This is a genomic window from Streptomyces sp. NBC_00259 (assembly GCF_036181745.1).
In the GTDB taxonomy this organism is placed as follows: Bacteria; Actinomycetota; Actinomycetes; order Streptomycetales; family Streptomycetaceae; genus Streptomyces; species Streptomyces pratisoli.
Map to the genome: position 1 here is coordinate 604,701 of NZ_CP108080.1, position 23,181 is coordinate 627,881.

General features: G+C 70.5%; 14 protein-coding genes. 5 read left to right on the forward strand and 9 right to left on the reverse strand.

The genetic code is table 11. The annotated features are described in order from the left end of the window. Positions 1-81: 81 nt before the first annotated feature. The 6 genes from OG766_RS02670 to OG766_RS02695 all read right to left on the reverse strand — a co-directional run bounded on the left by OG766_RS02670 (position 82) and on the right by OG766_RS02695 (position 11,935). Positions 82-1,149 (reverse strand): HTTM domain-containing protein, encoded by a 1,068-nt coding sequence (locus OG766_RS02670; protein ID WP_328724456.1) that lies wholly within the window; start codon positions 1,147-1,149, stop codon positions 82-84. Continuing rightward, positions 1,146-1,847, reverse strand: a complete 702-nt coding sequence (locus tag OG766_RS02675; RefSeq protein ID WP_328724457.1) for a DUF5819 family protein — start codon at positions 1,845-1,847, stop codon at positions 1,146-1,148. The genes OG766_RS02670 and OG766_RS02675 overlap by 4 nt, the downstream gene beginning before the upstream one ends. A 64-nt stretch (positions 1,848-1,911) precedes the next feature. Then, positions 1,912-2,259, reverse strand: coding sequence for a hypothetical protein (locus OG766_RS02680; RefSeq protein ID WP_328724458.1), 348 nt, complete (start codon positions 2,257-2,259; stop codon positions 1,912-1,914). Positions 2,260-2,716: 457 nt separating this feature from the next. Continuing rightward, complete coding sequence (locus OG766_RS02685; protein WP_328724459.1) at positions 2,717-5,938, reverse strand: family 78 glycoside hydrolase catalytic domain; 3,222 nt, start codon at positions 5,936-5,938, stop codon at positions 2,717-2,719. Between the two features lie 17 nt (positions 5,939-5,955). Further along, a complete protein-coding gene (locus tag OG766_RS02690) occupies positions 5,956-9,315 on the reverse strand; it encodes a glycosylhydrolase-like jelly roll fold domain-containing protein (RefSeq protein ID WP_328724460.1) in 3,360 nt (1,119 codons plus the stop codon). A gap of 43 nt (positions 9,316-9,358) precedes the next feature. Beyond that, entirely contained in the window at positions 9,359-11,935 is a 2,577-nt protein-coding gene (locus OG766_RS02695; RefSeq protein WP_328724461.1) for a glycoside hydrolase family 127 protein, read from the reverse strand. A 224-nt stretch (positions 11,936-12,159) separates the two neighbouring features. Between OG766_RS02695 and OG766_RS02700 the strand changes: the two genes are divergently transcribed. After that, complete coding sequence (locus OG766_RS02700; RefSeq protein ID WP_328724462.1) at positions 12,160-15,153, forward strand: glycosyl hydrolase; 2,994 nt, start codon at positions 12,160-12,162, stop codon at positions 15,151-15,153. Positions 15,154-15,239: 86 nt separating this feature from the next. On the opposite strand, the gene OG766_RS02705 is transcribed toward OG766_RS02700, so the two are convergent. Beyond that, positions 15,240-15,449, reverse strand: a complete 210-nt coding sequence (locus OG766_RS02705; protein WP_266376808.1) for a hypothetical protein — start codon at positions 15,447-15,449, stop codon at positions 15,240-15,242. Between the two features lie 366 nt (positions 15,450-15,815). On the opposite strand from OG766_RS02705, the gene OG766_RS02710 reads away from it, so the two are divergent. Then, positions 15,816-16,595, forward strand: a complete 780-nt coding sequence (locus tag OG766_RS02710) for a VOC family protein (RefSeq protein WP_266376807.1) — start codon at positions 15,816-15,818, stop codon at positions 16,593-16,595. A 130-nt stretch (positions 16,596-16,725) separates the two neighbouring features. Here OG766_RS02710 and OG766_RS02715 read toward each other — a convergent pair whose 3' ends face one another. Both OG766_RS02715 and OG766_RS02720 read right to left on the reverse strand, forming a co-directional pair. Next, positions 16,726-18,951, reverse strand: coding sequence for an MFS transporter (locus OG766_RS02715; RefSeq protein WP_328724463.1), 2,226 nt, complete (start codon positions 18,949-18,951; stop codon positions 16,726-16,728). Positions 18,952-19,054: 103 nt separating this feature from the next. Next, complete coding sequence (locus OG766_RS02720) at positions 19,055-19,621, reverse strand: TetR/AcrR family transcriptional regulator (RefSeq protein WP_266376803.1); 567 nt, start codon at positions 19,619-19,621, stop codon at positions 19,055-19,057. Between the two features lie 115 nt (positions 19,622-19,736). Here OG766_RS02720 and OG766_RS02725 point away from each other — a divergent pair, with 115 nt between their 5' ends. The 3 genes from OG766_RS02725 to OG766_RS02735 all read left to right on the forward strand — a co-directional run bounded on the left by OG766_RS02725 (position 19,737) and on the right by OG766_RS02735 (position 23,062). Beyond that, positions 19,737-20,849: a sugar ABC transporter substrate-binding protein gene (locus OG766_RS02725; RefSeq protein WP_328724464.1), complete on the forward strand. Its 1,113-nt coding sequence runs from the start codon at positions 19,737-19,739 to the stop codon at positions 20,847-20,849. A 129-nt stretch (positions 20,850-20,978) separates the two neighbouring features. Continuing rightward, on the forward strand, positions 20,979-21,773 hold the full coding sequence (locus tag OG766_RS02730) for an ATP-binding cassette domain-containing protein (protein ID WP_266376797.1): 795 nt from the start codon (positions 20,979-20,981) through the stop codon (positions 21,771-21,773). Continuing rightward, positions 21,770-23,062, forward strand: coding sequence for a sugar ABC transporter permease (locus OG766_RS02735; RefSeq protein ID WP_266376795.1), 1,293 nt, complete (start codon positions 21,770-21,772; stop codon positions 23,060-23,062). Before OG766_RS02730 ends, OG766_RS02735 begins: the two co-directional genes overlap by 4 nt. Positions 23,063-23,181 lie beyond the last annotated feature (119 nt).

Genomic DNA, 23,181 nt, shown 5'->3' on the forward strand with positions numbered 1-23,181 from the left:
CAACGATCCTCGCGCACAGTCCCGTGGCAGACAGGGGCCCTGATTCACTTGCCATAGCACGGTTCTGTGTCTGAATTTCCGTCACTTCGATGCAAGCACATTCGCGGGAGGAGCTCCAGGCGATGCCCCGGAGTTGTCCTGGCGCGGAGAGGGCGACCCGGGCGATGCCGTGTCCGAATCGTTCAGCCGGTTGCGCCTCACAAATTGCGCGAGACGTAGGTAGTGGACGTCTTCCATGATGATCAGTTCGATTGCCACAACCGTGAGCGAGAAGTTGATGAGCCCGGCCATGTGGAAAGCGATACCAAGATGCATGGCGATGCCGCCGGCCACCGCAACCATCCGCAGCTTACGATTCAGAAGGAGAAACGTGAAGGCCAATTGGAAGAAAACGGTTGCGTAGGTTATGGCGACAACCAGCGTGGCGTTCTCATAGATGAGTCTGTTTACGCCAGGCCACCCGAACTCGTTCGTTCTCAGAATGTAGTACAGCGCGGTGCCATTTTGCCACCGCTCCCCCTGCACTTTATACATACCGGAGACCAGATAGACAGTACAGATCTGCAGGATCACGGCAAGTACGCCGGCATTGTGAAGAACAGAGCCGACCCGGTAGGTGAATTCCTTACGCCCCTCTTGCCTACCCTTTCCAGCGCGGGCGTCGAGTGAAAACCGAGCTCCGGAATCGATGAACACAAAGAACACCAGGATGATCGCCGTGATATTGTCGCCGCCGTCAAGCAGGACGGGATTCCTCTGATGGAGGGACCACAGGAACACGTAGTGAAGTACGTTCGTGGCCCGCGTTTTCCACCCCAGCATGAACAACAGTGCGGAAAGCATGCCGAGATGGAAGATGATCTCAAACCAAGTGTGAGACTTGCTCACCGAGTAGAGAGAGAACCCCTGCATTCCATCGATGGCCGTGAAGTTCTGCCACGGCCATGTTCCATCCGGACCCCAAAGGTAAGCACGCTCCGCGTAGTCGCGTAGGTAAAAATAGAACCCGAGCCCACCAAGTATCACTCGCGCCAGTGAACTTCCTATGAGAGCGTGACGGTACGAGCTCCAGAAGTTCACCTGCCCGTTGATCCACAGCCCGATTCGCTCAGGGAATGAGGTTCCTGAGTGTTTGATTGCAGAATTCATCGCGAGACCTTAAGCGGTTTCATCCATGCAAGATCGTAATAAGTCACCTTGCCTTTGTTGTCCCTTTCCGTGCGCTCCGAGAAGCGAGGAAACTGGTTGACAACAATGCGGATCTGTACGGAATGAATGTCATCGCCCCACAAGGCCTTCGCCTCCGAGCTTGCCACACCCCTCGCATAGAGAAGTGCGCTGTCGCGGCCCGCCAGCTCGCCTGGCGCGAGGGGTGGATCAGGATCCTTCTTCTGAGATTTCAGTTGATTCTTGTGACGTAGTTCATCCAGCTCCGGATCGCGCCACCCTTCAATCCTTTGCCTAACAGCGGGCGCCAATCGCTCGACGCGTGAAGGCCAGAACCTCTGACCCTGCAGCTTGTCAATGTGTGGCGTGGTCACATCTGCCCATTGCGTGGTTTCCAGGGAACCGTTCGGAGTCACACGCTTCACACGGACGAGGAACCCCGAGTCCTCCGCTACCGGGTCAGGCGCGAAAAGATGCCAGTCCTGTTGGAAGTACGGTGTCATGTAAGCACGAATTTTGTCATCGTGCTTCTCCCGAATCGGATTGAAGGGCATGTGATGCAAGGCAGTCATGCCAAAGTGAAAGGCGACGAAAGCCACAGACAGAACCGCGATTACGTAAAGAGTTATCCGGCGGCCCGTCGTCAGTTTCGAGAGATGCGTGTGCTCTGGTTCCGGCATTGCCATTTCCCCCGTGCGGCGGATGCGGAGAGAGTCCGCACCCGCCGCATGATGCGCTTATGAATCAGTCGAACGAACGCGAGAGATCCAGTTCATTCTGAATGTCGACGCCAGAGTCGCCTCGCCTGAACTGCTTACCCTTACGCTGCGGAATAGCGTTCGACGCCTTGAGGTAATCCCAGGCCGCACTGCCCGCGGCAGAACCTGCAGCCTTCTTGAGCAGAGAAGTCCAAGAACGCTGAGCTTGGGAATTGATATCCGTAACCTTCTCCGGGCCGACACCTGCCTCGGCGAACGCCACGGCTGTCGATTCGTTCGGCTTGACGTCGGAGTCTGCAGATGCAGATGAAGCAAAGACGATGCCGATGGTCAGGCCGGCAACGCCTGCGGTGAGTGCGCGGTACTTACGCACAGAACCCCCTATGACTTTCTCAAATATCCGCCACCTTGGGCGTGAGCTTGATGATCATACATGCGAATTCCGCGTCGACTGCGGGCGGTGATTCAGGCCACAGGTGCACTGATAAAGGAATCAACTATTCCGCATGATTGACGCGGGGCTCCGTTAGGCTGGCGACGGCCCTGATTCAATGCGCATGCGTTACCGTCAAGGACAAGATCACACCAGGTGGGCGGCCTGAAGAAGGCACCGATCGGCGCTGGCCCGCCAGCACCCGCCTGTCCTGCACGTCAGAGCGCACGGGCCTCCACAGCGGTTCTGGACCGCTCACCACCCCGGCGATGCCACGGACATGCCCCAACGGTCCCGCTGCCACATGAGCTTCGTGGTGAACCGGGCAATGAGGCCCCGACTTGAGATCGAGGTCTCATTGCGTTGTCGTAGCTCCCGGCCACGCCCTGCGTGCGTGTCAGCTGCCGGCCGGCGGTGTCACCGTGGAGCGGAACGTCCATGTCCCGGAGCCGACTTCGTACACGGCCACACCGTCCTGCGTCCGTACGAGGCGCGCGTCCCGCGCCGCGTGGACGGTGCCGGAGGTGACCGGGACGCGGATCTCGGCGGTCGTTCCGGCCGGGACGGTGGTGTCGAGGCGGTAGGCGGAACCGTCGCGCTTCCAGCTCGTGCGGACCGTGCCGTACGGGGTGGTGTACGAGCCCGAGGCCGAGGTCAGATCGCCCACGACCGCCGGGGCGATGAGGAGTTCGCGGTAGCCGACGGAGCCCGGCCGCTGCTGGATGCCGGCGAGGCGGCCGGTGAACCAGGAGTCGATGGCGCCAAGCATGAAGTGGTTCTGCGACTGGCCGGGACCGCCGTCCCAGGTCTCGCCCAGGGTCGTGTTGCCGGCGAGGACCTGGTAGCCGTAGCTCGGGCTGGTGGTCTGCGTGGCGATCTTGTAGACGATGTCGTCACGGCCCGACTCGGACAGCACGCGCAGGGCGGCGGGCAGGGAGATCTCGCCCAGGACGAGGTGGTGGTCGGCGGCCACCACGGAAGCAGTGAAGTGGCCGAGCAGACGGTCGCGTTCGCCGGCCGGGACGGCCCCCATGTCGAGGGCGAGAGCCTCCGCGCCCTGGCCTCCGCCGCCGAAGGTGCCGACGGCCGGGTCGTAGTACTTGTCCGAGAGCGCCTTGGCGCTGTCGTCCGCCTTCTCTCGGTAGAGCGCCGCGTCGGCGTCCTCTCCGAGAACGTCGGCGATCCGGCTCAGGCCGTCGACGACGCGCCAGTAGCCGTAGGTGCCCGCGACGGCGCGCGGGAAGGTGCGGTCGGGGGTGATCCAGTCGCCGAGGCCGTAGTCGAGGATGCCGCCGGAGACCTTCTGCTCCAGGAAGGTCACGTACTGCTTCATCCGCGGGTAGTACGTGCGCAGCGTCTCCTCGTCGCCGTACGTCGTGTAGAGCTGCCACGGCACGAGGACGAACGCGCCGCCCCAGTTGGCGTCGTTGCGGTAACCGCCGGAGAGTTCGACGTAGTCGGGGACGGTGCTCGGGACCAGCCCTTCCGGCGTCTGGGCGTCGGCCATGTCGCGCACGATCTTGCGGAGGTAGGCGCGCATGTCGTAGTTGGCGGCCAGGGTGGGGAAGACGAGCTGGTTCTGCTCCAGCCAGCCGAGCTTCTCGCGGCTGGGGCAGTCGGTGAGGACGCTCATCATGTTGCCCTCGACGGCGCGGCGGATGAGCCCGTGGATGCCGTTGACGAGCTGGTTGGAGCTGGTGAAGCCCCCTGCCGATGAGTTGTCGGCGTGCAGGACCTTTCCGCGCACGGAGACGGTGGCGCCGGCGGGCAGGCCCTTCAGCTCCAGGTAGCGGAAGCCGTGGTAGCTGAAGGTGGGGTGCCAGGTCTCCGCCCGGCCGTCGCCCTTGGTCGTGTAGCTGTCCCACAGAGGTGCGCCGACGTTGCTGATGGACTGGAAGGCGTGGCCGTCCTTCAGGCTCTCGGCCGGATGAATGCGCACGGTCGTGCCGGCGGGTGCGGTGACGGTGATCTCCGGCCAGCCGGCGATGTTGCGGCCGAGGTCGAAGACGCGGCTGCCCTCTGCGCCCGCCACCTCGGTTCCCTTCAGCGTCTCGATGACGCGGACGGGTTCGGTCTCGCGGGCGCTCAGCGCGGCCGGTTCCTCCGTGCCGCCGGGCCGGCCGAGTGCGACGGCCGCCGGCCAGGCGGAGCGGTCGCGGCCCGGCTCGTCCCAGCCGGGTATCTCGCGGCGGGCGTCGTAGTCCTCGCCGCCGTACCAGTTGGACGAGGTGGTCGGGCCGAGGGTGGTGCGCCAGTCGGAGCCGGTGGTGACGCGGCGCACGCTGCCGTCGTCCAGGGTGATCTCCAGTTGGGCGACGAGCTTGGGGTCGCTGAAGTTGCCGTACCACTTGCGGTAGCGGTCGGCGGTGCTGACCACGTTGGAGGCGCCGTTGCCGAGCGCGACGGCGAGGGTGTTGCCGCCGCGCCGCAGCCGGTCGGTGACGTCGTACGTGGCGTACTGGACCCGGTCGGCGAAGTCGGTGTTGGCGGGCTCCAGCACGGCGTCGCCGACGGGCTCCCCGTTGATGCGGGCATCGTGGATGCCGAGGCCCGCCAGGTAGAGACGGGCGCTGCGGGTGCCCTTGGGAAGGGTGAAGTCCTTGGCGAACAGCGGCAGTCCGGCGGGGAGGTAGGGCTCGGGGGTCTGCCGGCCGCTGACCTCGGCCGCCTTCGTCCACGGTCCTTCGGGCACGTCGGCCGTGGAGACGCTGTAGTCGACGGGGAAGTTGGGCACCTGCCCGTCGGCGGTGAGGACGTCGGCGCGCGGGTAGAGCAGCACCTGGTCGAAGGTCTTGGCCGCCTTCATGTCGAGCGTGAGCGTGACCGGCGACCCGGGGCCGCCGTGCTTCAGGCTCGCGTAGCCCGCGGACCGGTCGAGAGCGCTGTTGGTCACTCCGTCGACGGCGAGCGCGGGCTCCCAGATCTTGCGGACGGTGTCGGTCTCGGAGGCGGTGACGGCGGCGCCCTTCGCGAGGTTGACGTCCGCGGCAGCGGAGTCGCGCACCTCGATCTCGCCGAGCTGGAGGCGCCACTCCCCCTCCAGCGGCAGCCCGAGCTCGGTGACGTCGAGCCGGACGTAACGGGCCGTCGTCCTCGGCAGTGTGACGACGACGGGCTCGTTCTCGTGCCTGCTCAGCCGCCACGCGTCGTGGGTGATCCACTGGGCGGTCCAGTCCTCGGCGCGGGTCAGGCCCGTCTCGAAGACGCAGATGTCGCTCCACTCGGAGGCGCGGGCACCGGACCACAGCTGAACGCGCCAGTAGACGCGGTCGCGCGAGCCGAGCGCCTTGCCCGCGTAGACGGTGCGCGGCTCGGCGGAGCCGACCTTGCCCGAGTCCCAGAGGTCGGGGCGGCCGTGCTCCAGCCGGTCGCGGCTGGTGGCGGCCTGGATGCGGTAGGCGCTCTGGACGACGCCCCGGCCGTGCCCGGTCGGCTGCCAGGTCAGGTCGGGCGTGGTGTCGTCGATGCCGAGGGCGCTGCGCAGGTGCTGGGTCTGGAGCCTGGTGGCCTCGGCGACGGCGCCGCCCCATGCGGCGGCGGGGAGCGCGGAGGGTACGACGGTGACGAGCGCGGTCAGCCCGGTGGCGAGGACGAGCGCGGGTCTGGCGAGTGAACTCATGCCGGTCTCCATGGGGGTCAGTGCAGGTCGGTGGTCAGCGGGCGGCGCGGGCGCAGGACCACCGGGCCCAGCAGCCCGGACGGCAGTGGCTTGTTGCGCTCGTTGGAGAGGGTGTTGGAGACGCGGACGGCGATGCGGTTGGCGCCGGGGCGCAGGGCTTCGGTGACGTCCACGACGTACGGGGTCCACAGGGCCGGCGGCAGGGTGGTGCCGTTGACCGTGACCTCGGCGACCTCGCGCACGGTGCCGAGGTCCAGGTGGAGCCGGCGTCCGGCGAGCGTGGCCGGGGAGAGCTCGATGTCCTTGGTGTAGGTGGCGCTGCCGGAGAAGAGCCGGGCGATGTCGCTCCAGCTGCCGAGCGGCCGTACGACGGGCTGGGCGCCCTCCTGGTGGAGGGTCAGGGTCCAGTCCCCGTCGAGCGGTATCGGCTCCAGGGGGTCGGTGACGCGGGCGGTGCCGCGGTAGGTCCGGCGGCCGTCGGTGCCGGTCAGGGGCCAGCTGCCGGGGGCCTCGGCGACGGCCTCCACGCGGAGCCCGTCACGGCGGGCGGTGACGGCGGTGACGGGCAGGGTCCCGGCGTCGGTGAGGTGCGGTCGGGGGTGGGCCGCGTGGCGCAGGACGACGCCCACCGTCCGGTACGGGCCGAGCTTCAGCGGTACGCGTACGTCGCCCCGCTCCGTGCGGTACACGGGCGCGGGCACGGCCGTGCCGTCCTCCGGGTCCCACCACTCGGGGGTGCCGCGGGTCGGCAGCGTCGCCCAGGTGTCGACGGGCGTCGCGCTCTCGTTGTTGAACAGGAACGCCAGGTCGCCGCCGCGGGTGGTGCGCAGGACGCGGACGGCGGGTGCGGCCGGTTCGAGCCGGGCCGCGGCGAACTCCCGTGTGGCCGCGGCGAGTTCGGCGACGGCGGAGACGCGGAGGGCACGACGGTGCTCGAAGAGGGCGTCCAGGGCGCGCCGCAGGGCGTCGTCGCGGCCGTTCGCCTCGCGCTGCGGCAGGGCGCCGACGGCCACGACCGTGCCTCCGGCGCGGGCGAACCGGGCCAGCGTGCCGGCGGCCTCCGCCTCCAGGACCGGGGTCTCGGGCAGCACCACCAGGTCGTAGCGCGCCCGGCCGACGGAGAGCCGGCCGTCGTGGACGCGGGCGGGGAGCAGCAGCTCGCGGTCGTCCGCGAGCGCGCCCTCGTGGAGGAGGTCGAAGTCGACCTGGGCGCTCTCCAGCGCGTAGGCCGCGTCGGCGAACGGGCCGTCGACCTCGCCCTGCCGCTGGGTGCCGGTGAGCTGCTCGGCGGCGCGCTGCGGCTGGAGAAGTGCGGTGCGGGCGGCCGAGGTGCCGCGGGCCAGCTCCATGGTGCGGCCGATCCAGTCGGCGATCGGGCGCATCGCCCACCACCAGGGCGCGCGGGGACCGAACGGCGGCGGGAAGTAGACCTTCGCCTCGTTGGTCCACAGTGCGTGCAGCACCGTGAGGTTGGTGCCGCGCGTCGCGAACGCGCCGATGAGCGCGTGCACGAACTCGGGCGCCACCTGCCAGCCCATGTTGCCGAACGCCTCCGTCAGCGCCCGCTCGCGGCCGGTCTGGTGGGCCACCGACGCCGCGTTGCGCGGGTCCATGGTGGGCTCGCCGGCCACGTACTCGCCGGTGATGACGTCGCCGCCGGGCACCTGCGCCCACTGGTTGGCCTTGTGCAGATCGCCGGTGGAGAGGATGCGCTTGGAGGGGCCGGTCTCGTCGTAGAGCGGGTTGGTGACGAGGCGGACGCGCCGGTCGGCGTACCAGTGGGCCTGCTTCTCGAAGTACTTGGAGAAGCGGTTTGACACGGCCCGCCAGTAGCGGCCGCGCAGGATCTGGCCCGCCGCGCCGAGGTCGTCGAAGGTGCTGGCGTAGGCCTTGCCGGGCTCGGCGCCGACCTCGCGCAGGGCGGCGGCGAGCGTGGGCGACCAGGGCAGGCGCTTGAAGGGGTGCGGTCCGGCGGAGGCGATGAACGGCTCGTCGTCCCAGAAGCCGGGCACGACGGTGCCGAAGTAGCGGCCGAAGCGGCGGTGGTACTCACCGGGCACCATGTCGAGCAGCAGCTCGACCGGCTCGTCGTCGAGGAGGTCGAGATAGGCGCGGGTGTAGCCCTGGGTGTCGTCGGAGAGGACCGCGCCGCCGAAGAGGTCGATCTGCCAGCGGCCTTCGGGGACCTGCCAGGAGCGCCCGGCCGCCAGGTCGCCGGTGAGCTCGACCAGTTCCGCGGCGTCGGCGCGGCCGGCGGGGCGGGCGGTCGCGGCGATGGGCGCGGCGGCGGCGCCGGGGAGGGGCCGGGTACGGAAGTCACCGGCGGATGCCGGGTCGTCGTAGGCGGAGGCGTACAGGGCGTTGCCGTCGGCGGCGGTGACGGTCAGGTCCTCCCACAGGGACCGCTGCACGTCGACGGCGCGGACGCCGACGCCGCCGCGCGGGTGGGCGTCGTCGGTGACGGTGCCCTTGTCCTTGCCGTCGAGGGTGACGGAAAGCGTGGAACCGCGCACCGTGACGGCGAAGGTGTGGAACTTGGTGCGGTTGAAGCCGTCGGTGCGGCTGCTCCTGGCCAGCTCCTGGGCGCTGCCGCCGGTCAGCCGGGAGACGGTGACGACGCCGGTCTGGTCGAACTCCACCGCGTAGCCGTCGGTGCCCGAAGCGGATGCGCGGACGACGAGCCCGACGGAGCCGGTCTCGGTCTTGGCGTTGGCAGTGACGTCGTAGTCCGTCCAGTCGTCTCCCCCGCGCAGCACGGCGGCTCCGGCGAGCACCGCCGCGTCGGCGACGAGCCGGCCGGCGGAGATCCCGGCGCCGGTGGTCTCCCGCAGGTCGATGCGGGCGGGGCCCTCGACGACCGCCGTGGACCGCCACAGGCCCTTCAGCCGAAGTTCCGGGCGGGGGGTGTAGGTGCGGGCCCCGACGGTGCCGCCCTCGGCGACGAGGTAGGCGGCGCGTCCGCTGGGGAAGTGGTTGTCGTTGAAGATCCACACCCGCATGCCGGTGCGCTCGGCCTCCTCCAGGACATGGCCGACGACGTCGAACCACTCCTGGGAGAAGAACACCGGTTTCATGTCCTCGTTGTCGTACGGGAAGAGGACGACCTCGTACATCCCCTTGTCGCGCAGGTCCGCGAGCTGGGTGTCGATCAGCTCGTGGGTGACGGGGCCGTTCCAGTACCAGTAGACGGTGGGTCGGCTGTCGCGGCGCGGGTCGGTGAAGGCGGCGGGGCTGAAGCCGGCGCCGTGCGCGGGGGAACCCGCGAACGCGGAGCCGGCCGGGAGCACCCCGCCGATCGCGGCGGCGGCCACCCCCGCGGCGGCGACGAAGCCCCGTCTGGACAGCTCGGACTCGGGCATGGGCAAGGGCATGGGCATGGGAGGGCTCGCTCCTCAGCGGCAGGTGAAGGGGATACGGGACTCAGACGCGCGCCAGGGCGCCGATCTCCGCCGGGGACAGGGCACGGTTGAACACGCGGAAGTCGTGGACCGCGCCGTGCAGGTACGGGTGCGTGGCGTTCTGCGAACGCCCCAGGTAGTTGCGGGTGGTGGCGCCGAGCAGCAGCGGGCTCATCACCAGCGCGTCGTTGCGGCCGGCCTCGGCCCCGTCGACGTACAGCACTCCGGTGCCGCCGCCCGTACGGACCTGGTCGAGCTCGGCTCCACCGCCCGCGAGCGTCAGCGTGACATGGGTCCAGCGCCCCTGCGGCAGCGGTCCTGGAGCGTCGATGACGTCCTCGCCGTCCATGCCGGAGATCTTCAGCGCGGCGCGGGCCCTGCCCGAGCCGGTCCGCGGGGTCAGGAAGACGTACGTGCTCTTGTGGAAGCCGAGGTCGAAGACCCGGGCAGAGTTGGTGAGCGTGTCCACGCGCACCCAGGCGGTCAGGGTCAGCTCGCTCAGCCCGGTGATCAGACCGGGCGGCAGCGCCACGTGCCCGTCCACACCGTCGAGTTCGACGCCGTCCGACGCCCACCGTGCGCCCCCGGCCAGGGTCGCGGCCGGGAACGTCCCGGTGGCGTCCGCGCCGCTGCCGCCGTCGAGCGTGAACCGGGCGGTCTCGCGGGCCGGGCGGGGGCGCGGCGGCACGGCGAAGTACACGTTGTAGCGCTGGTGGTGGACCCGGTGGAACGGCAGCAGCGGCACCTGGACACCCTCGGCCACGGCCGTGAACTCCACCTGGTCGCCCGGCACTCGGCGCAGTGAGGCCGGGTCGAGGGCGGGGATCGTGGGCGACTCGACGTCGCCGTACGCCCCGGCCAGCACCACGGGCCCGTACGTCACCGCCTGGACCTGCGGGTTGTCGGGCGCGGGGCGGCGGGTCAGCGCCATCGGGAGGGTGAGCTCGACGGTGTCGCCGGTGCGCCAGTGGCGTTCGAGGGTCGGATAGCGGCCGGGCCGGGTGTCCGCGTGTGCCGCCCGGCCGTTCACGCGTACGGACGCCTTCTCGTCGAGCCAGCCGGGGACGCGCACCTTCAGCGCGAAGCGGCCGCCGCCCGCAGTGACGGTGAGGCGGATCCGCTCCTCGTCGGGGTAGCGCGTCTCCTGCCGTAGCGTCACGCCGTTCCAGCGGACCTCGGAGGGGATGAAGAGGTTGACGTACAGGGCGTCGCGCGTGTGGGCGTAGATGGTGTCCGCGAACTTCGTCTGGGTCTCCAGCGCCGTGCCGTGGTCGCAGGAGAAGTTGTCGTAGTCGCCGCTGTAGCTGCCGGGCGCGGAGCCGAGGCCACCCTTGGGCTGCCGCTGGGAGCCGGCCCACAGGCCGGTGTAGTACGTGACGTGGCCATGGGGCGAGTCGGGGTCCTGCTCGCCCAGCATCTGGTTGAGCAGGGTCCACTCGTAGTGGTCCATGTACGCGGCCGTGCCCGGGTCGTGCAGGAAGAGCTGCCGGCCGAGCTTGAGCATGTTGTAGCTGTTGCAGTTCTCGCAGGTGTCCTCGGAGAGCCGGCTCACGATCTCGCCGGGCGGGCCGAAGAACTCCTGGTTGGAGTTGCCGCCGATGACGTACGAGTGGTCGCGTACGACCGTGTGCCAGAAGTACTCGGCGAGGCGCAGGTAACGCTCCTCGCCGGTGGCCTCGTATGCGTGGACCGCGCCGACGATCTTGGGGATCTCGGTGTTGGCGTGCCGTCCGGCGAGCTCGTCGCGGCCCTCGGCCAGCGGCCCGAGGACCTCCTCGTGGTCGAAGCGGCGGGCGGTGCGCAGCGGTACGGGGTCGCCGGTGGCCAGGTGCAGGCGGGTGAGCACGTCGTTCATGCCGCCGAACTCGACCTTGAGCGCCGACTGCATCGTCTCGTACGGGAGCGCGGCGGTGCGCCGCTCGGCCCAGGCTGCCATTCCGTTCAGCACGTCCAGGGCCTGGGCGCTGCCGACGAGTTGATGGCAGTCGAGCAGCCCGGCCATGATCTTGTGGAGCGTGTAGTACGGCGCCCAGGGCTTGCCGCCCGCCTCGAGCTGGTCGAAGACCTGCTCGGGGAAGGCCGAGAGATAGCCGGGAGCGAACCCGGCGGCCGGCGAGGCCGCCTGGCACTCGGCGAGGGCGGCGACGATCAGTCGGGCCTTGGCCGCGTACGCCTCGTCGCCGGTGTTGGCGTGGGCGAGGGCCAGGCCGGAGAGGAGATGGCCCGTGGTGTGGCCGCGCAGCAGCAGCGTCGGTGACTCCCAGCCGCCGCAGGGTTCGGCGGTGGAGGGCAGGCCCACGTTGATGCGGAAGGTGTGCAGCAACCGGTCGGCGTCGACGAACAGCATGTAGGCGCAGGTCCGGCGCATGTTGGCGCGGAACGGGCTGTCGAGGAGCGTGACCGAGCGAAGCGGGAACGGGTGCAGCGCCGGGCGGCGGGGCGCCTTCATGGCGGCGGCCGCGACGGCTGCGTCAGCCGGGGCGACGGGTGCGGCGGCAGGTGCGCCGGTGGCCGTGCCACCGGGCTCCAGGGCCAGAGCCGTGGTGACCGCACCTGTACCCACCATGAAGTGACGCCGCGTCAGCGGGTTTCGGGGCATCGGGATGGAGCTCCTTCAGGCAACGTGATTGAAACGTTTCGGAGAGCTGACGGCCACTCTGGGGCCACGCGGTGAGCGCGGTCAAGATGCCTGCCTGAAGGGAAAATCAACGGCTAGGCGTTCAACCTCTTGCTCCGACCCGCCCGCGCCCGTATGTTTCCGCCAGATCTCTTGAATCGTTCAAATCACAAGTGCACCCGACACTGCACAGCAAGGGGGCGGGCATGAGCCTGCGGCGGAGAGCGCTGCTGAAGATGGGGGCCGCGGCAGGCGCGGCCGCGGCCCTGCCCTGGGGCACCACCCCGGAGGCTGCGGCCGCGGCGCCGGCGTCCGGGCACGGCACGGGCGCGGGAGGCGGCCTCCCGCGCGCCTTCGCCGACCCGCGCCCCGAGGTCCGCCCCAGGTTCCGCTGGTGGTGGCCCGACGCCCTCGTCGACACCGCCGAGATCGAGCGCGAGATCGACCAGATCGCCGCCGCCGGCTTCGGCGGTGTCGAGATAGCCGCCGTCACGCACAGCATGCGGGGCGGCGCGACGATCGACCCGGTCCGCTACGGCTGGGGCACCCCCGCCTGGGTCGGGGCGGTCGAGGCAGCGCTGCGCCGGGCGAAGAAGCGGGACGTCACCGTCGACCTGACCCTCGGGCCCGCGTGGCCGAACTCCGTTCCCTCCATCACGCCCGACAGCCCCGCCGCCGTGAAGGAACTCGCCCACGGCACCCTCACCCTCCCCGCCGGCCGGCGCCACACCGGCCCGCCCCCGGCCCCCGGCACAGCGCCCGCCGAAGGCGTCACCCAGCAGGAGCTGAAGCTCGTCCAGGCGATCCGGATCACCGACGCCACGGCCGAGCCCATGCTGCTGGACCACACCACCGTCACCGACATCACCGGCGCCGTGACCGGCGGCGAGCTCGACTGGACGGCACCCGACGACGACGGCGCCTGGCTCGTCATCGCCTACTGGGAGCGCGGCTCCGGCCAGCGCCCCGAAGGCCCGCACCACACCGACCCGCTCTCCTACGTCATCGACCACTTCAGCGCGGACGGCACCCGCGCCGCCATCGCGTTCTGGGAGCGCCATCTCCTGCCGCCGAGCACCCGCAAGCTGCTCCGCGAGACGGGCGGCGCCCTTTTCGAGGACTCCATCGAGCTCGAGACCGACGAGACGATGTGGACGCCCGCACTGCCGGTCGAGTTCGAGAAGCGCATGGGGTACTCGCTGCTGCCCTACCTCGCGACCGTCGTCGAACGCGACGAGGACCCCGTCCATGCCTTCGGTCCGGAGATCGACAAGGCCGTCCGCCGCGACGTCATCGAGGTCCTCACCGAGCTGTACGTCGAGCACCACCTGAAGCCGTTCCAGGACTGGGCGCACCGGCTCGGCCTCCAGCTGCGCGTCCAGCCGTACGGCCCGGGCACCGACTCCATCTGGTCGGCCGCGGTGCTCGACGTCTCCGAGGGCGAGTCGCTCGGCTTCAAGAACCCCGACGACTTCCGCTGCCTGGCAGGTGGGCGCGACATGGGCGGCAAGCACGTCCTCTCCAACGAGGCCGGCGCGACGGCCGGCGGCGCCTACGCCACGGCGTGGGACGCGACGCTGAAGAAGCTCGTCACCCAGTACGCGGCCGGCGTCAACCAGGCCTACTTCCACGGCTTCGCCTACGCCGAGGCGCCCGGCGCCGCCTGGCCCGGCTTCGCCGCGTTCTCCCCGTACAACGGCGGCGGCGGGTACGGCGAGGCATGGGGGCCGCGGCAGCCCACCTGGGGCCATGTGCCGGACATCGCGCGGTACTTGGGCCGCACCCAGCAGATCCTGCAGACCGGCGTCAACCGGGCGGACATCGGCATCCTGCGGCAGAAGGGCCCCGCCGGGACCGGTCTCGGCGCGCCGTGGTTCACCGCGGAGGGCGTGCCCGTCGGCTGGACGCATCTGTTCCTCAGCCCGCGGCTGCTCGACCTGCCGTCCGCGAAGGTACGGGGCGGGCGGCTCGCCCCGGACGGCCCGGCGTTCAAGGCGCTCGTCGTCGAGGGCGACGTGCTGAGCGGCAGGGACCGCACGATGCAGCTGGACGTAGCCGAGAAGCTCATCGGCTACGCGCAGGCCGGGCTGCGGATCGTCGTCATCGGCGACTGGTCGGACGCGCGCGTGCCGGGCCTGCCCGGGCCCGGCGACAACGAGCGGCTGCGCGCTCTGCTCGCCGAGCTGTTCGCGCTGCCGGCGGTGCGGGTGGTCGCGGACCGGCCCTATGTGCCGGACGCCATCGCGGCGCTGGGGCTGCGGCGCGACGTCGAGTACGCCCAGCGCTCGTGGCTGGTGCACGCCCATCGTGCCGACGAGGACGCCGACTACTTCTTCTTCGCCGTGGACGCGGTGACCAAGGGCGCGTCCACCACGCGGGTCGACCACGACGTCAGCCTCGCGGCGCGCTGGCACGACGCGGTGCCGTACCGCCTCGACGCGTGGACCGGATCGGTGGAGCCGGTGCCGCTGTACTCCCGTACCGAGGACGGGCGGGTGCGGCTGCGGATCACGCTGGAGCCGGGGGCGACCACGATCGTCGCCCTGGTGCGGCCGGGCCGAGGGGCCGACGGGTTCTCCCGGCACGCGACGCACAGCGAGGCCGCGGAGGTCCGCCGGGGTGCGGGCGGTCGCCTGGAGATCCGCGACACGCGGCCCGGCACCTACCGGACCACCCTCCAGGACGGCCGGACCGCCGAGACGGGCCTGGGCGGCATGCCCGAGTCGATGTCGCTCACCCGCTGGGACCTGACGGTCGAGGACTGGCAGCCGGGCGCCCGCCCGTCCGGGACGCTGAAGTCCCGCCGCGAGTTCACACTGGACGCGCTGGCGCCGTGGCCCATCGTCCCGGGTCTGGAGGACGTCTCCGGCATCGGCCGCTACCGCACGACGGTGCGACTCGACGCGCCGTGGACGGGCGGGTACGGGGCGTACCTCGAACTGGGCGAGGTCTTCGACACTTTCCGTGTCACCATCAACGGCCACCGGCTGCCGCCGGCGGACCAGTTGACCCCACGGGTCGACGTCGGACCGTACCTGCTGCGCGGGAACAACACCGTCGAGGTCGAGGTGGCGACGACGCTGCTGAACCGTCTCCGGGTGGCGAACGCCCCGGTCTTCGGCGGCGGGAAGCGGCAGAACTACGGTCTGGTGGGACCGGTGCGGCTGGTTCCGTACGGGAGGGCGGCCGTCGGACGCTGACGGCCGCGTCGGCGCCCCGCCGCCGGTGCGGCGCGTCTGCGGTGTGGCGCGCAGGGCCGCGGCCGGCCAGTCGTGGCGTAGGGGCGTTACGCCGTCGACCGCGGCCGCACCTGCCGGTACCGGTCGGCCCGCACGTCCACCGTGTTCTCCGGACGGGCCGGTACCTGCGCGCGCCGGTCCGGGGCGCCGGTGCCGAGCAGCCGGTCGCGTACCGCCGCCGCCCCGGGCGCCTGCGGCGGGTCACCGCGCTCGCGCGCCTCGCAGGCCGTGCCCGCGACCTTCCTGGCGAACCACATCTGCGCACCGGGTGCACGGCCGGGTCCCGCCTCGGGCCGGCCGGCCGGTGGCGGGAAGCGGCTGTCGGACCGGTAACGGATGGTGCGCGCAGCGACACCGGTACGTCGGGACGGCTCACCGATCGTGAGCAGGGAGGCACTGTCGTCGGTCGTGAGCGCGGTTCCGGACCTTTGAGCGGCTGGAGACTCACCCCCGAGCGCCGAGCCTCCGTCACTCTGCGTGACAACCCCCGGCGTGGCCCGGGCCGTCGGAGTAGCGTGGGAACTCCAGTCTTGCGCGTCCAGGTTCGCGAAGCGTGGCGATGAGGGGCTGTCGTGTCTACGTCAAGTCATGCGGTGTTCGGTGCTCCCTGCTGGGTGAGCCTCATGGCTCGTGACCTGCCTGCCGCAGAGGACTTCTACGCGGCGGTGCTCGGCTGGGTCTTCCGGCCCACCCGGCTGGGCGAGGAGTTCTCCGTCGCGTTCCTCGACGGGACTCCGGTCGCCGGTATGGGGGCGCTCGCCCACAGTCTCAAGGCGCCGGTGGCGTGGACGCCGTACTTCGCCGTCGACGACGCGGACGCCGCGGCGTCCCGGATCTGCGAGCGCAGCGCCACCGTCGCGGTCGGTCCGCTCAGTTTCGGCACCGGGCGGGCCGCGCTGGCCTCGGACCGGGACGGTGCCGTCTTCGGCATCTGGCAGGGCCAGGCCATTCCCGACTGGAGCGTGGGCACCGACAAGGCGCCGGCCTGGCTGGAACTGCGCACCCGGGACGCCTTCGACGCGGCGATCTTCTACGCCGAGGTGCTCGACTGGGCCTGCGGCCAGGCCGGTTGCTGCCAGGTGGCCTACGAGGACGACCACGTCGTGCTCCGCCACTACGGCAACACCGTCGCCCGCATCACCGGCGGTGCGATCGGGGAGGCTCCCGACCCGCAGGTCCGGCCCCGCTGGCATGTGTACTTCTACGTGCCCGACGTCGAGTTCGCCGTCCGCACGGCGGTCAAACTCGGCGGCAGCACGGTCTCGCCGACGGAACCGTCCGACGCCGATGCCTGGGTCACCCTGAGCGACCCCGACGGCGGGCTCTTCACCGTCACCTCGCGCGATCCGGCCGCGCCGCCGGCCGGGCCCGGGCAGTCGGCCGAGCAGCCCAGCCGCTCCTGACGACGGCCTCGCGGACATCCTGGCCGACGAGCGACGGCCCGGTGCGCCAGGTGCCGCCGCCGATGGGGCACCGGCGTCCTGACGCACCGGACCGAAGCAGCGGCCGGGCGGCTGCGGTGGGCGGCAGAGGTCACCCCGCAGCGGTGTCGGGGATCCACGAGCCGTGGATCATGGCGGGGACCCGGCGCGGCAGATGGACGGTGGCCACCGGCGGCAGTGACAGGTCCGAGGCGTCCAGGACGAGCATCCTGGACGCGTCGGCGTTCAGGTCGCTGACGACGGTCAGCAGATACCCGGCGTCCTCGTCGGTCGCGCCCGCGGCCGGGACGAAGACTGCCTCGCTGGGGAGCTGACCGTTGCCCACGGGGAGCAACTGGCGCTTCCCGGTACGCCGGTCGTACTTGACCAGGGTGTGGTTGCCGACGCCGCGGTCGTCGGGGAAGGACAGCGCGTACTGGTAGCGGTGCTCGCGGCCGGTGTACGCCTCGTTGATCGTCGGGAACTCCACGGTCAGGTCGTCGATCTGCTCCTCGGCGACCCGGCCGGCCGTCAGGTCGACCGTCCATCGCCGGGTGCGGGAGCCGGAGTTGGGCTCGGCGCCGCGGTCGGGGGCGCCGACCCACCAGTTCCAGGAGCGCTGCCAGCCGTCACGGCCCACCGCGGGGCCCTCGATGACGATACGGCCCTGTGCGTCCTCGTACGCGTTGGCGAAGTGCATCCCGAATCCAGGCAGGATGTCGAACCAACGGACCCGCGACGCCCCTCCGTTCCTCCTGGGCATGACGCCGATCCGCGCCTGCTGGACGTCGCTCCAGGCGTACGGGATGCCGGAGTGCTCGCCCGGGTCGAAGGTGACCGATCCCTCCAGGAACACCACGTGGTGCTCGGTGATGACGAAGTCGTGCTTCAGCGCGGCGCCGGCTCCCGGGACTTCCTGGCTCTGCAGGACCTGCCCGTCCGGCGAGGCGACGTGGTGGATCAGGAAGGGCGAGGAGGCGAAGAAGTGGAGTTCACCGGTTTCCGGATCCTCCTTGGGGTGGGCGGTCATCGCGGAGGTCAGCCTGCCGCCGAAGTCGTACGCGCCCACGGTCTCCAGGTCGCCGGTGAGCTCGACCAGTTCCGCGGCGTCGGCGCGGCCGGCGGGGCGGGCGGTCGCGGCGATGGGCGCGGCGGCGGCGGTCAGCTGGACGAAGGCGATGCCCAGACCGAGCCCGATGAGGACACTGGGGCCGAGCAGGTCTCCGAGGAAGCTGCCCCGGGCGGAGATGCGGGTGAGCCAGAGCAGTCCGGCGGACTGAGCCAGCAGTCCCGCGGCGAGTGTGAGGTGCGGGCCGAGCCTGCGGGCGAGTCGCGGTGCGGCCCATGAGCCGAGCATGTTCGCGACGGCCAGCGGCAGTTGGGACACTCCGGCTTCCAACGGACCCGCACCCAGCACCTGCTGCTGGTGGAGGGGGAGGAAGAAGAACAGTCCGACCCATACGGCGCCGAGCAGCGCCATGACCAGGTTGGCCGGTGCGACCGGGCCCTGGGCGAACAGCCGTGGTGGCACCAGGGGTTCTCGGTGGCGGCGCTCGATCAGTACGAGGAGGACGAGCAAGGCGGCGGCCACCGCCAGGGAACCCAGCACCGGCGGAGCGCCCCACCCTGCGCTGCGGGCGGTCGTGAGGCCGTGGACGAGGGCGACGAGTCCGGCGGTGACGGCGAGCGCGCCGGCGATGTCGAGGGGGCGTCGGGCCTCACGGGACGGAGGAGCGACCGCGGGCACCAGGGCGACGGTCGCGGCGAGGACGACGACAGCGCCGAGCCCGGCCGCGTGGAAGACCCAGGACCATCCCAGGCCTTCGGTGAGTACGCCGCCGGCCAGGACGCCGGCCGCTCCCCCGGCACCGGAGACCGCTCCCCACACCCCCAGGGCTCCGCCGCGCCGGGGTCCCGGCGGGAAGAGCCGCATGACCAGGGAGAGCGCGGCGGGCGCCACCGCGGCGGCCCCCACGCCCTGCAGAGTGCGTGCGGTGAGCAGCGTCCAGGGCGCGGTGGCCAGGCCCGCCCCGAACGAGGCGGCCGCGAAGAGCGCGAGTCCCGCGAGCAGGACCCGGCGCCTTCCGAGGAGATCGGCGGCCCGTCCGCCCAGCAGGAGCAGCGCCCCGAAGGCGAGCCCGTAGGAGTTCACGACCCAGGACAGGCCGCTGCCGGTCAGGCCGATGCCGTCACGGATCGCGGGAAGGGCGACGTTGACGACGGACGTGCTCAGTGTGACCACGAACTGGGCGCCGGCCAGGGCCGCCAGCGCGAGGCCGGGCCGTGTGCCCGGCGGGCCCCCGGTCTTCGCAGCTGACCCGAGCCGGCTTCTGGACATTAGAACGCTCTTCCATGTGTGGTTAACCACTCACTAATCAGGGACAAGAAACGGCGGCCGTCGGACGCAGCGGTCCGCCGGCCGCCCTCGGGCCGGGCGGCGGTCAGTAGTGCGTGATACCCGCGGCCAGCGTGCGCGTCCACGGCGCGTCGACCGATCCCACGTCGATCGAGACCAGCAGGTGACAGAGCATGCCGACGGCGAAGAACTCCTGGATCTGCTGCTCACCGCCGCCGGACGCACCACGGACGTACTCGACCGTACGGGCGTATCCCGCCCGCACCGCGTCACGGATCGCGGGCTCGGAGACGGCCGCCGCCTGGGCGTGCAGCTGCACCAGCATCAGGTCGTTGTCGCTGATCAGACGGGCGTACGCGTCTCCCATCGAGGCGAGCACCGCTTCGGGCGCGCTGCTCTTGGCCTCCGCGGCGCCGCCCTCCAGGGCCGCCCGCACCCTGACGAAGCAGTGCTCGACGACCGCGACGAAGAGGGACTCCTTGTTGGGGAACAGCCGGTAGACGTACGCCTGGGAGATCCCGGCCGCCTTGGCCACTTCCGTGGTCGTGGTGCCGAAGTACCCCCGAGCCGCGAAGGCGCCGATGGCGGTGCGCAGCACCGTCTCCCGGCGCTCCTCGGCTGTGGACAGTTGGCGTTGCCGTTCCGTGTTCATGTGAGTACTCAACCACTCACTCTTTGGGCTGTCAACCCGCACCGCGCCCACGCCCTCCCGGGCAGCCATCGGCCGACGCCGTCACCGAGCGGCGTTTTCTCATACATTGGGAGATATGTCGTTCCCACGGCCTGGTCGTGCCGTTGCCACCGCCACAGCGGTGGCAGCGCTCGCCGGTCTCGCCGCCTGCGGGACCGTCGGCGAGGCGGGCGACGACCCGGACCCGAGCGGCTCCGGCAAGGACAGCTTCACGATCGGGCTGTTGCTTCCCGATACGCACACCGCTCGCTGGGCGACCGCCGACAATCCCCTGATCATGAAGCGGATCAAGGAACTGTGCCCGGGCTGCAAGGTGACGCACGCCTACGCCTCGGCGGACGTGGCCACCCAGCAGCAGCAGATCGAATCCATGATCGCGAACGGCGCCAAGGTCCTGATCCTCGATCCCGTCGACGACAAGGCGCTGCGCTCCTCGATCGCCCGGGCCCGGGACGCGGACGTCCCGGTGGTCTCGTACGACCGTCTCGCCGAGGGACCCATCGCGGCCTACTCCAGCTACGACTCCGAGGAGATCGGACGGATCCAGGCCCAGGAGCTGCTCAAGGCGATGGGGCCCAAGGCGCGCGACGGACAGATCGTGATGATGAACGGTGATCCCACCGATCCCAACACCCGGGCGCTGGTGAAGGGCGCGCGCTCCGTCCTCGACGGCAAGGTCAAGATCGGGCGGTCATACTACACCGCCGGCTGGATACCGGAGAACGCGTTCAGGAACATGTCCGCCGCCATCGCGGAGCTGGGCGCGGACAGGATCGACGGGGTCCTGGCGGCCAACGACGGGCTGGCGGGAGGCGTGGTCACCGCGCTCAAGGCCGCCGACATGAAACCCCTGCCGCCCGTGACGGGTCAAGACGCCGACCTCTCGGCGATACGACGCATCCTCAAGGGCGAGCAGTACGTCACCGTCTACAAGTCCTTCGAGGCAGAGGCCAACGCCGCCGCGGAGATGGCCGTCGCACTGGGCCGCGGCGAGAAGCTCGACTCCATCGCCAAGGATCGCGTCAGCAATGACACGAGCGATGACATCCCGGCCGTTCTCGGCCCGCTCGTCCCCGTGACCCGCGACAACATCGAGGAGACGGTCGTCAAGAGCGGCCTCTACACGGTCGACCAGATCTGCACCCCGGCGGTCGCGATCGACTGCCGGGAAGCCGGACTCAGCCCCTAGCGGGCCCCACCGAACGGCCGGTCCCACCGACGGCCGGTCCCACCGAACGCTCACCGGACGGCAGGCCCCACCGACCAGGGGGACACACCGAACGAACCGGACCCACCAGGGGCGGGACGCGCGAAGGAGGTGGTTCATGTGGCGAGCACACCTCTGCTGGCGCTGCGTGGAATCTGCAAACGGTTCGGCGTCGTCTGGGCCCTCTCGGACGTCGAGCTGGAGATCCACGCCGGGGAGGTCGTCGCGCTGGTGGGCGACAACGGCGCGGGCAAGTCCACCCTGGTCAAGGTGATCACCGGCGCCGGGCCCGCCGACGAGGGCATGATCGAGTGGAACGGCCGCCCCGTGCGGATCTCGCGCCCCCGTGACGCCCAGAGCCTGGGAATCACCAGCGTCTACCAGGACCTCGCGCTGTGCGAGACCCTCGATGTCGTCGGCAACCTCTTCCTCGGCCATGAGATCGGCAGGTCCGGAGTCCTCGACGAGGTGGCCATGGAGCGCCGGGCCCGGGAACTGGACCTGCTCGACACCCTCTCCCTGCGGATCCCGAGCGTCCGCGTCCCCGTCGCCTCCCTCTCCGCGGGCCAGCGCCAGACCGTCGCGATCGCGCGCGCCCTCCTCAGCGAGCCCAAGATGCTCATCCTCGACGAACCCACCGCCGCACTGGGTGTCCGGCAGACCACCCACTTCCTCGATCTGATCGACGGGCTGCGGGAACGCGGGCTCGGCGTCCTCCTCGTCAGCCACAACCTCGGGGACGTCAAGGCCGTCGCGGACCATGTCGCGGTGCTCCACCTCGGCCGCAACAACGGCTTCTTCAGCGTGCCGACCACGTCCCAGGAGCAGATCGTCTCCTCCATCACCGGTGCCACCGACAACGCCGTCACCCATCGTGCGGTCCGGGCCTGGGAGGGAGCGGTGTGAAGAAAACTCGAGCGTCCGAACAGGCCGAACCCACCAGGGCGGGCGGCGACTCGGCCCGTGCCGGAACACCCGCTGCCGACGTCGACCGCAGGAGGACGAGCGAAGGGGGCATCCGGGGCTATCTCAGGGACTTCACCCGCACACTGCGCAGCGGTGAACTCGGATCGCTTCCCGGCATCATCGGCCTGATCGTGATCTGGGCCGTCTTCCAGGGCCTCCACCCTCAGTTCCTCTCACCGCGCAATCTGTCCAACCTCAGCGTGGACATCGTCGGCACGGGCATGATCGCGCTCGGCATCGTCTTCGTCCTGCTGCTCGGCGAGGTGGACCTGTCGGTCGGGTCGGTCAGCGGGCTCACGGCGGCGGTCTTCGCCGTACTGAACGTGAGCAACGGGCTTCCCGAGTGGCTGGCGATCCTCGCCGCCCTGGTCGTCGGAGCGGCGATCGGGGCCTTTCAGGGCTTCTTCGCGGCCAGGATCGGCGTACCGGCGTTCGTCGTCACCCTGGCGGGACTGCTGGCCTGGAACGGCCTCATGCTCTACGTGCTGGGCGCGAGCGGCACCATCAACCTCCATGAAGAGGGCCTGGTTCACGCGCTCACCAGCTACTACTTCCACGACCCGGCCGTGGCGTACGGACTGGCGGCCCTCAGCGTGGGCGCCTTCTTCGTCGCGTCGTACCGCGACGCCTGCCGCCGCAGGTCCGCCGGCGTGCTGTCCCTGCCGGTCGCCGTGATCGCCCTGCGCACCGGCGCGGTCGCGCTGGCCGCGTTCGCCGCCGCGTACGTACTGAACCGGTTCGAGGGCCTGCCGCTCGCCCTGCTGATCTTCCTGGTGTTCGTCGTCGGCCTCAACTTCCTCCTTCGCCGCACGTTCTACGGACGGAAGATCGTCTCCATCGGCGGCGGCGCCGAGGCGGCCCGCCGCGCCGGCATGAACGTGGTGTGGCTGCGGATCTCGGCGTTCATGGTGTCCGGGACCCTCGCCGCCGTGGGCGGGCTCTTCCTGGCCTCACGCGTCGCGGCGGTGGGCCAGACCTCGGGCTCCAGCATCCTGCTGATCAACGCCATCGCCGCGGCCGTCATCGGTGGTGTCAGCCTGTTCGGCGGCCGGGGTACGACCTGGGCCGTCCTGCTCGGCATGCTCGTGATCCAGTCGATCGCGTCGGGCATGGTGCTCCTCGGCATCCCGACGCCGATGCAGTCCGTGATCACCGGTGGGGTGCTGCTCGCCGCCGTGACCCTCGACTCGCTGTCGCGGATCTCGCAGAAGGCCCACGGCAGGGCCTGAGCTGCCACCCTCGGCCACCGCCGACGCGGGTTGGTACGCCGTCGACGCGGCGTCGATGCGCCGTCGACGGTGCCTCGATGCGGATGGCGTGGCGCCGATGCGGATATTGCGGATGTTGC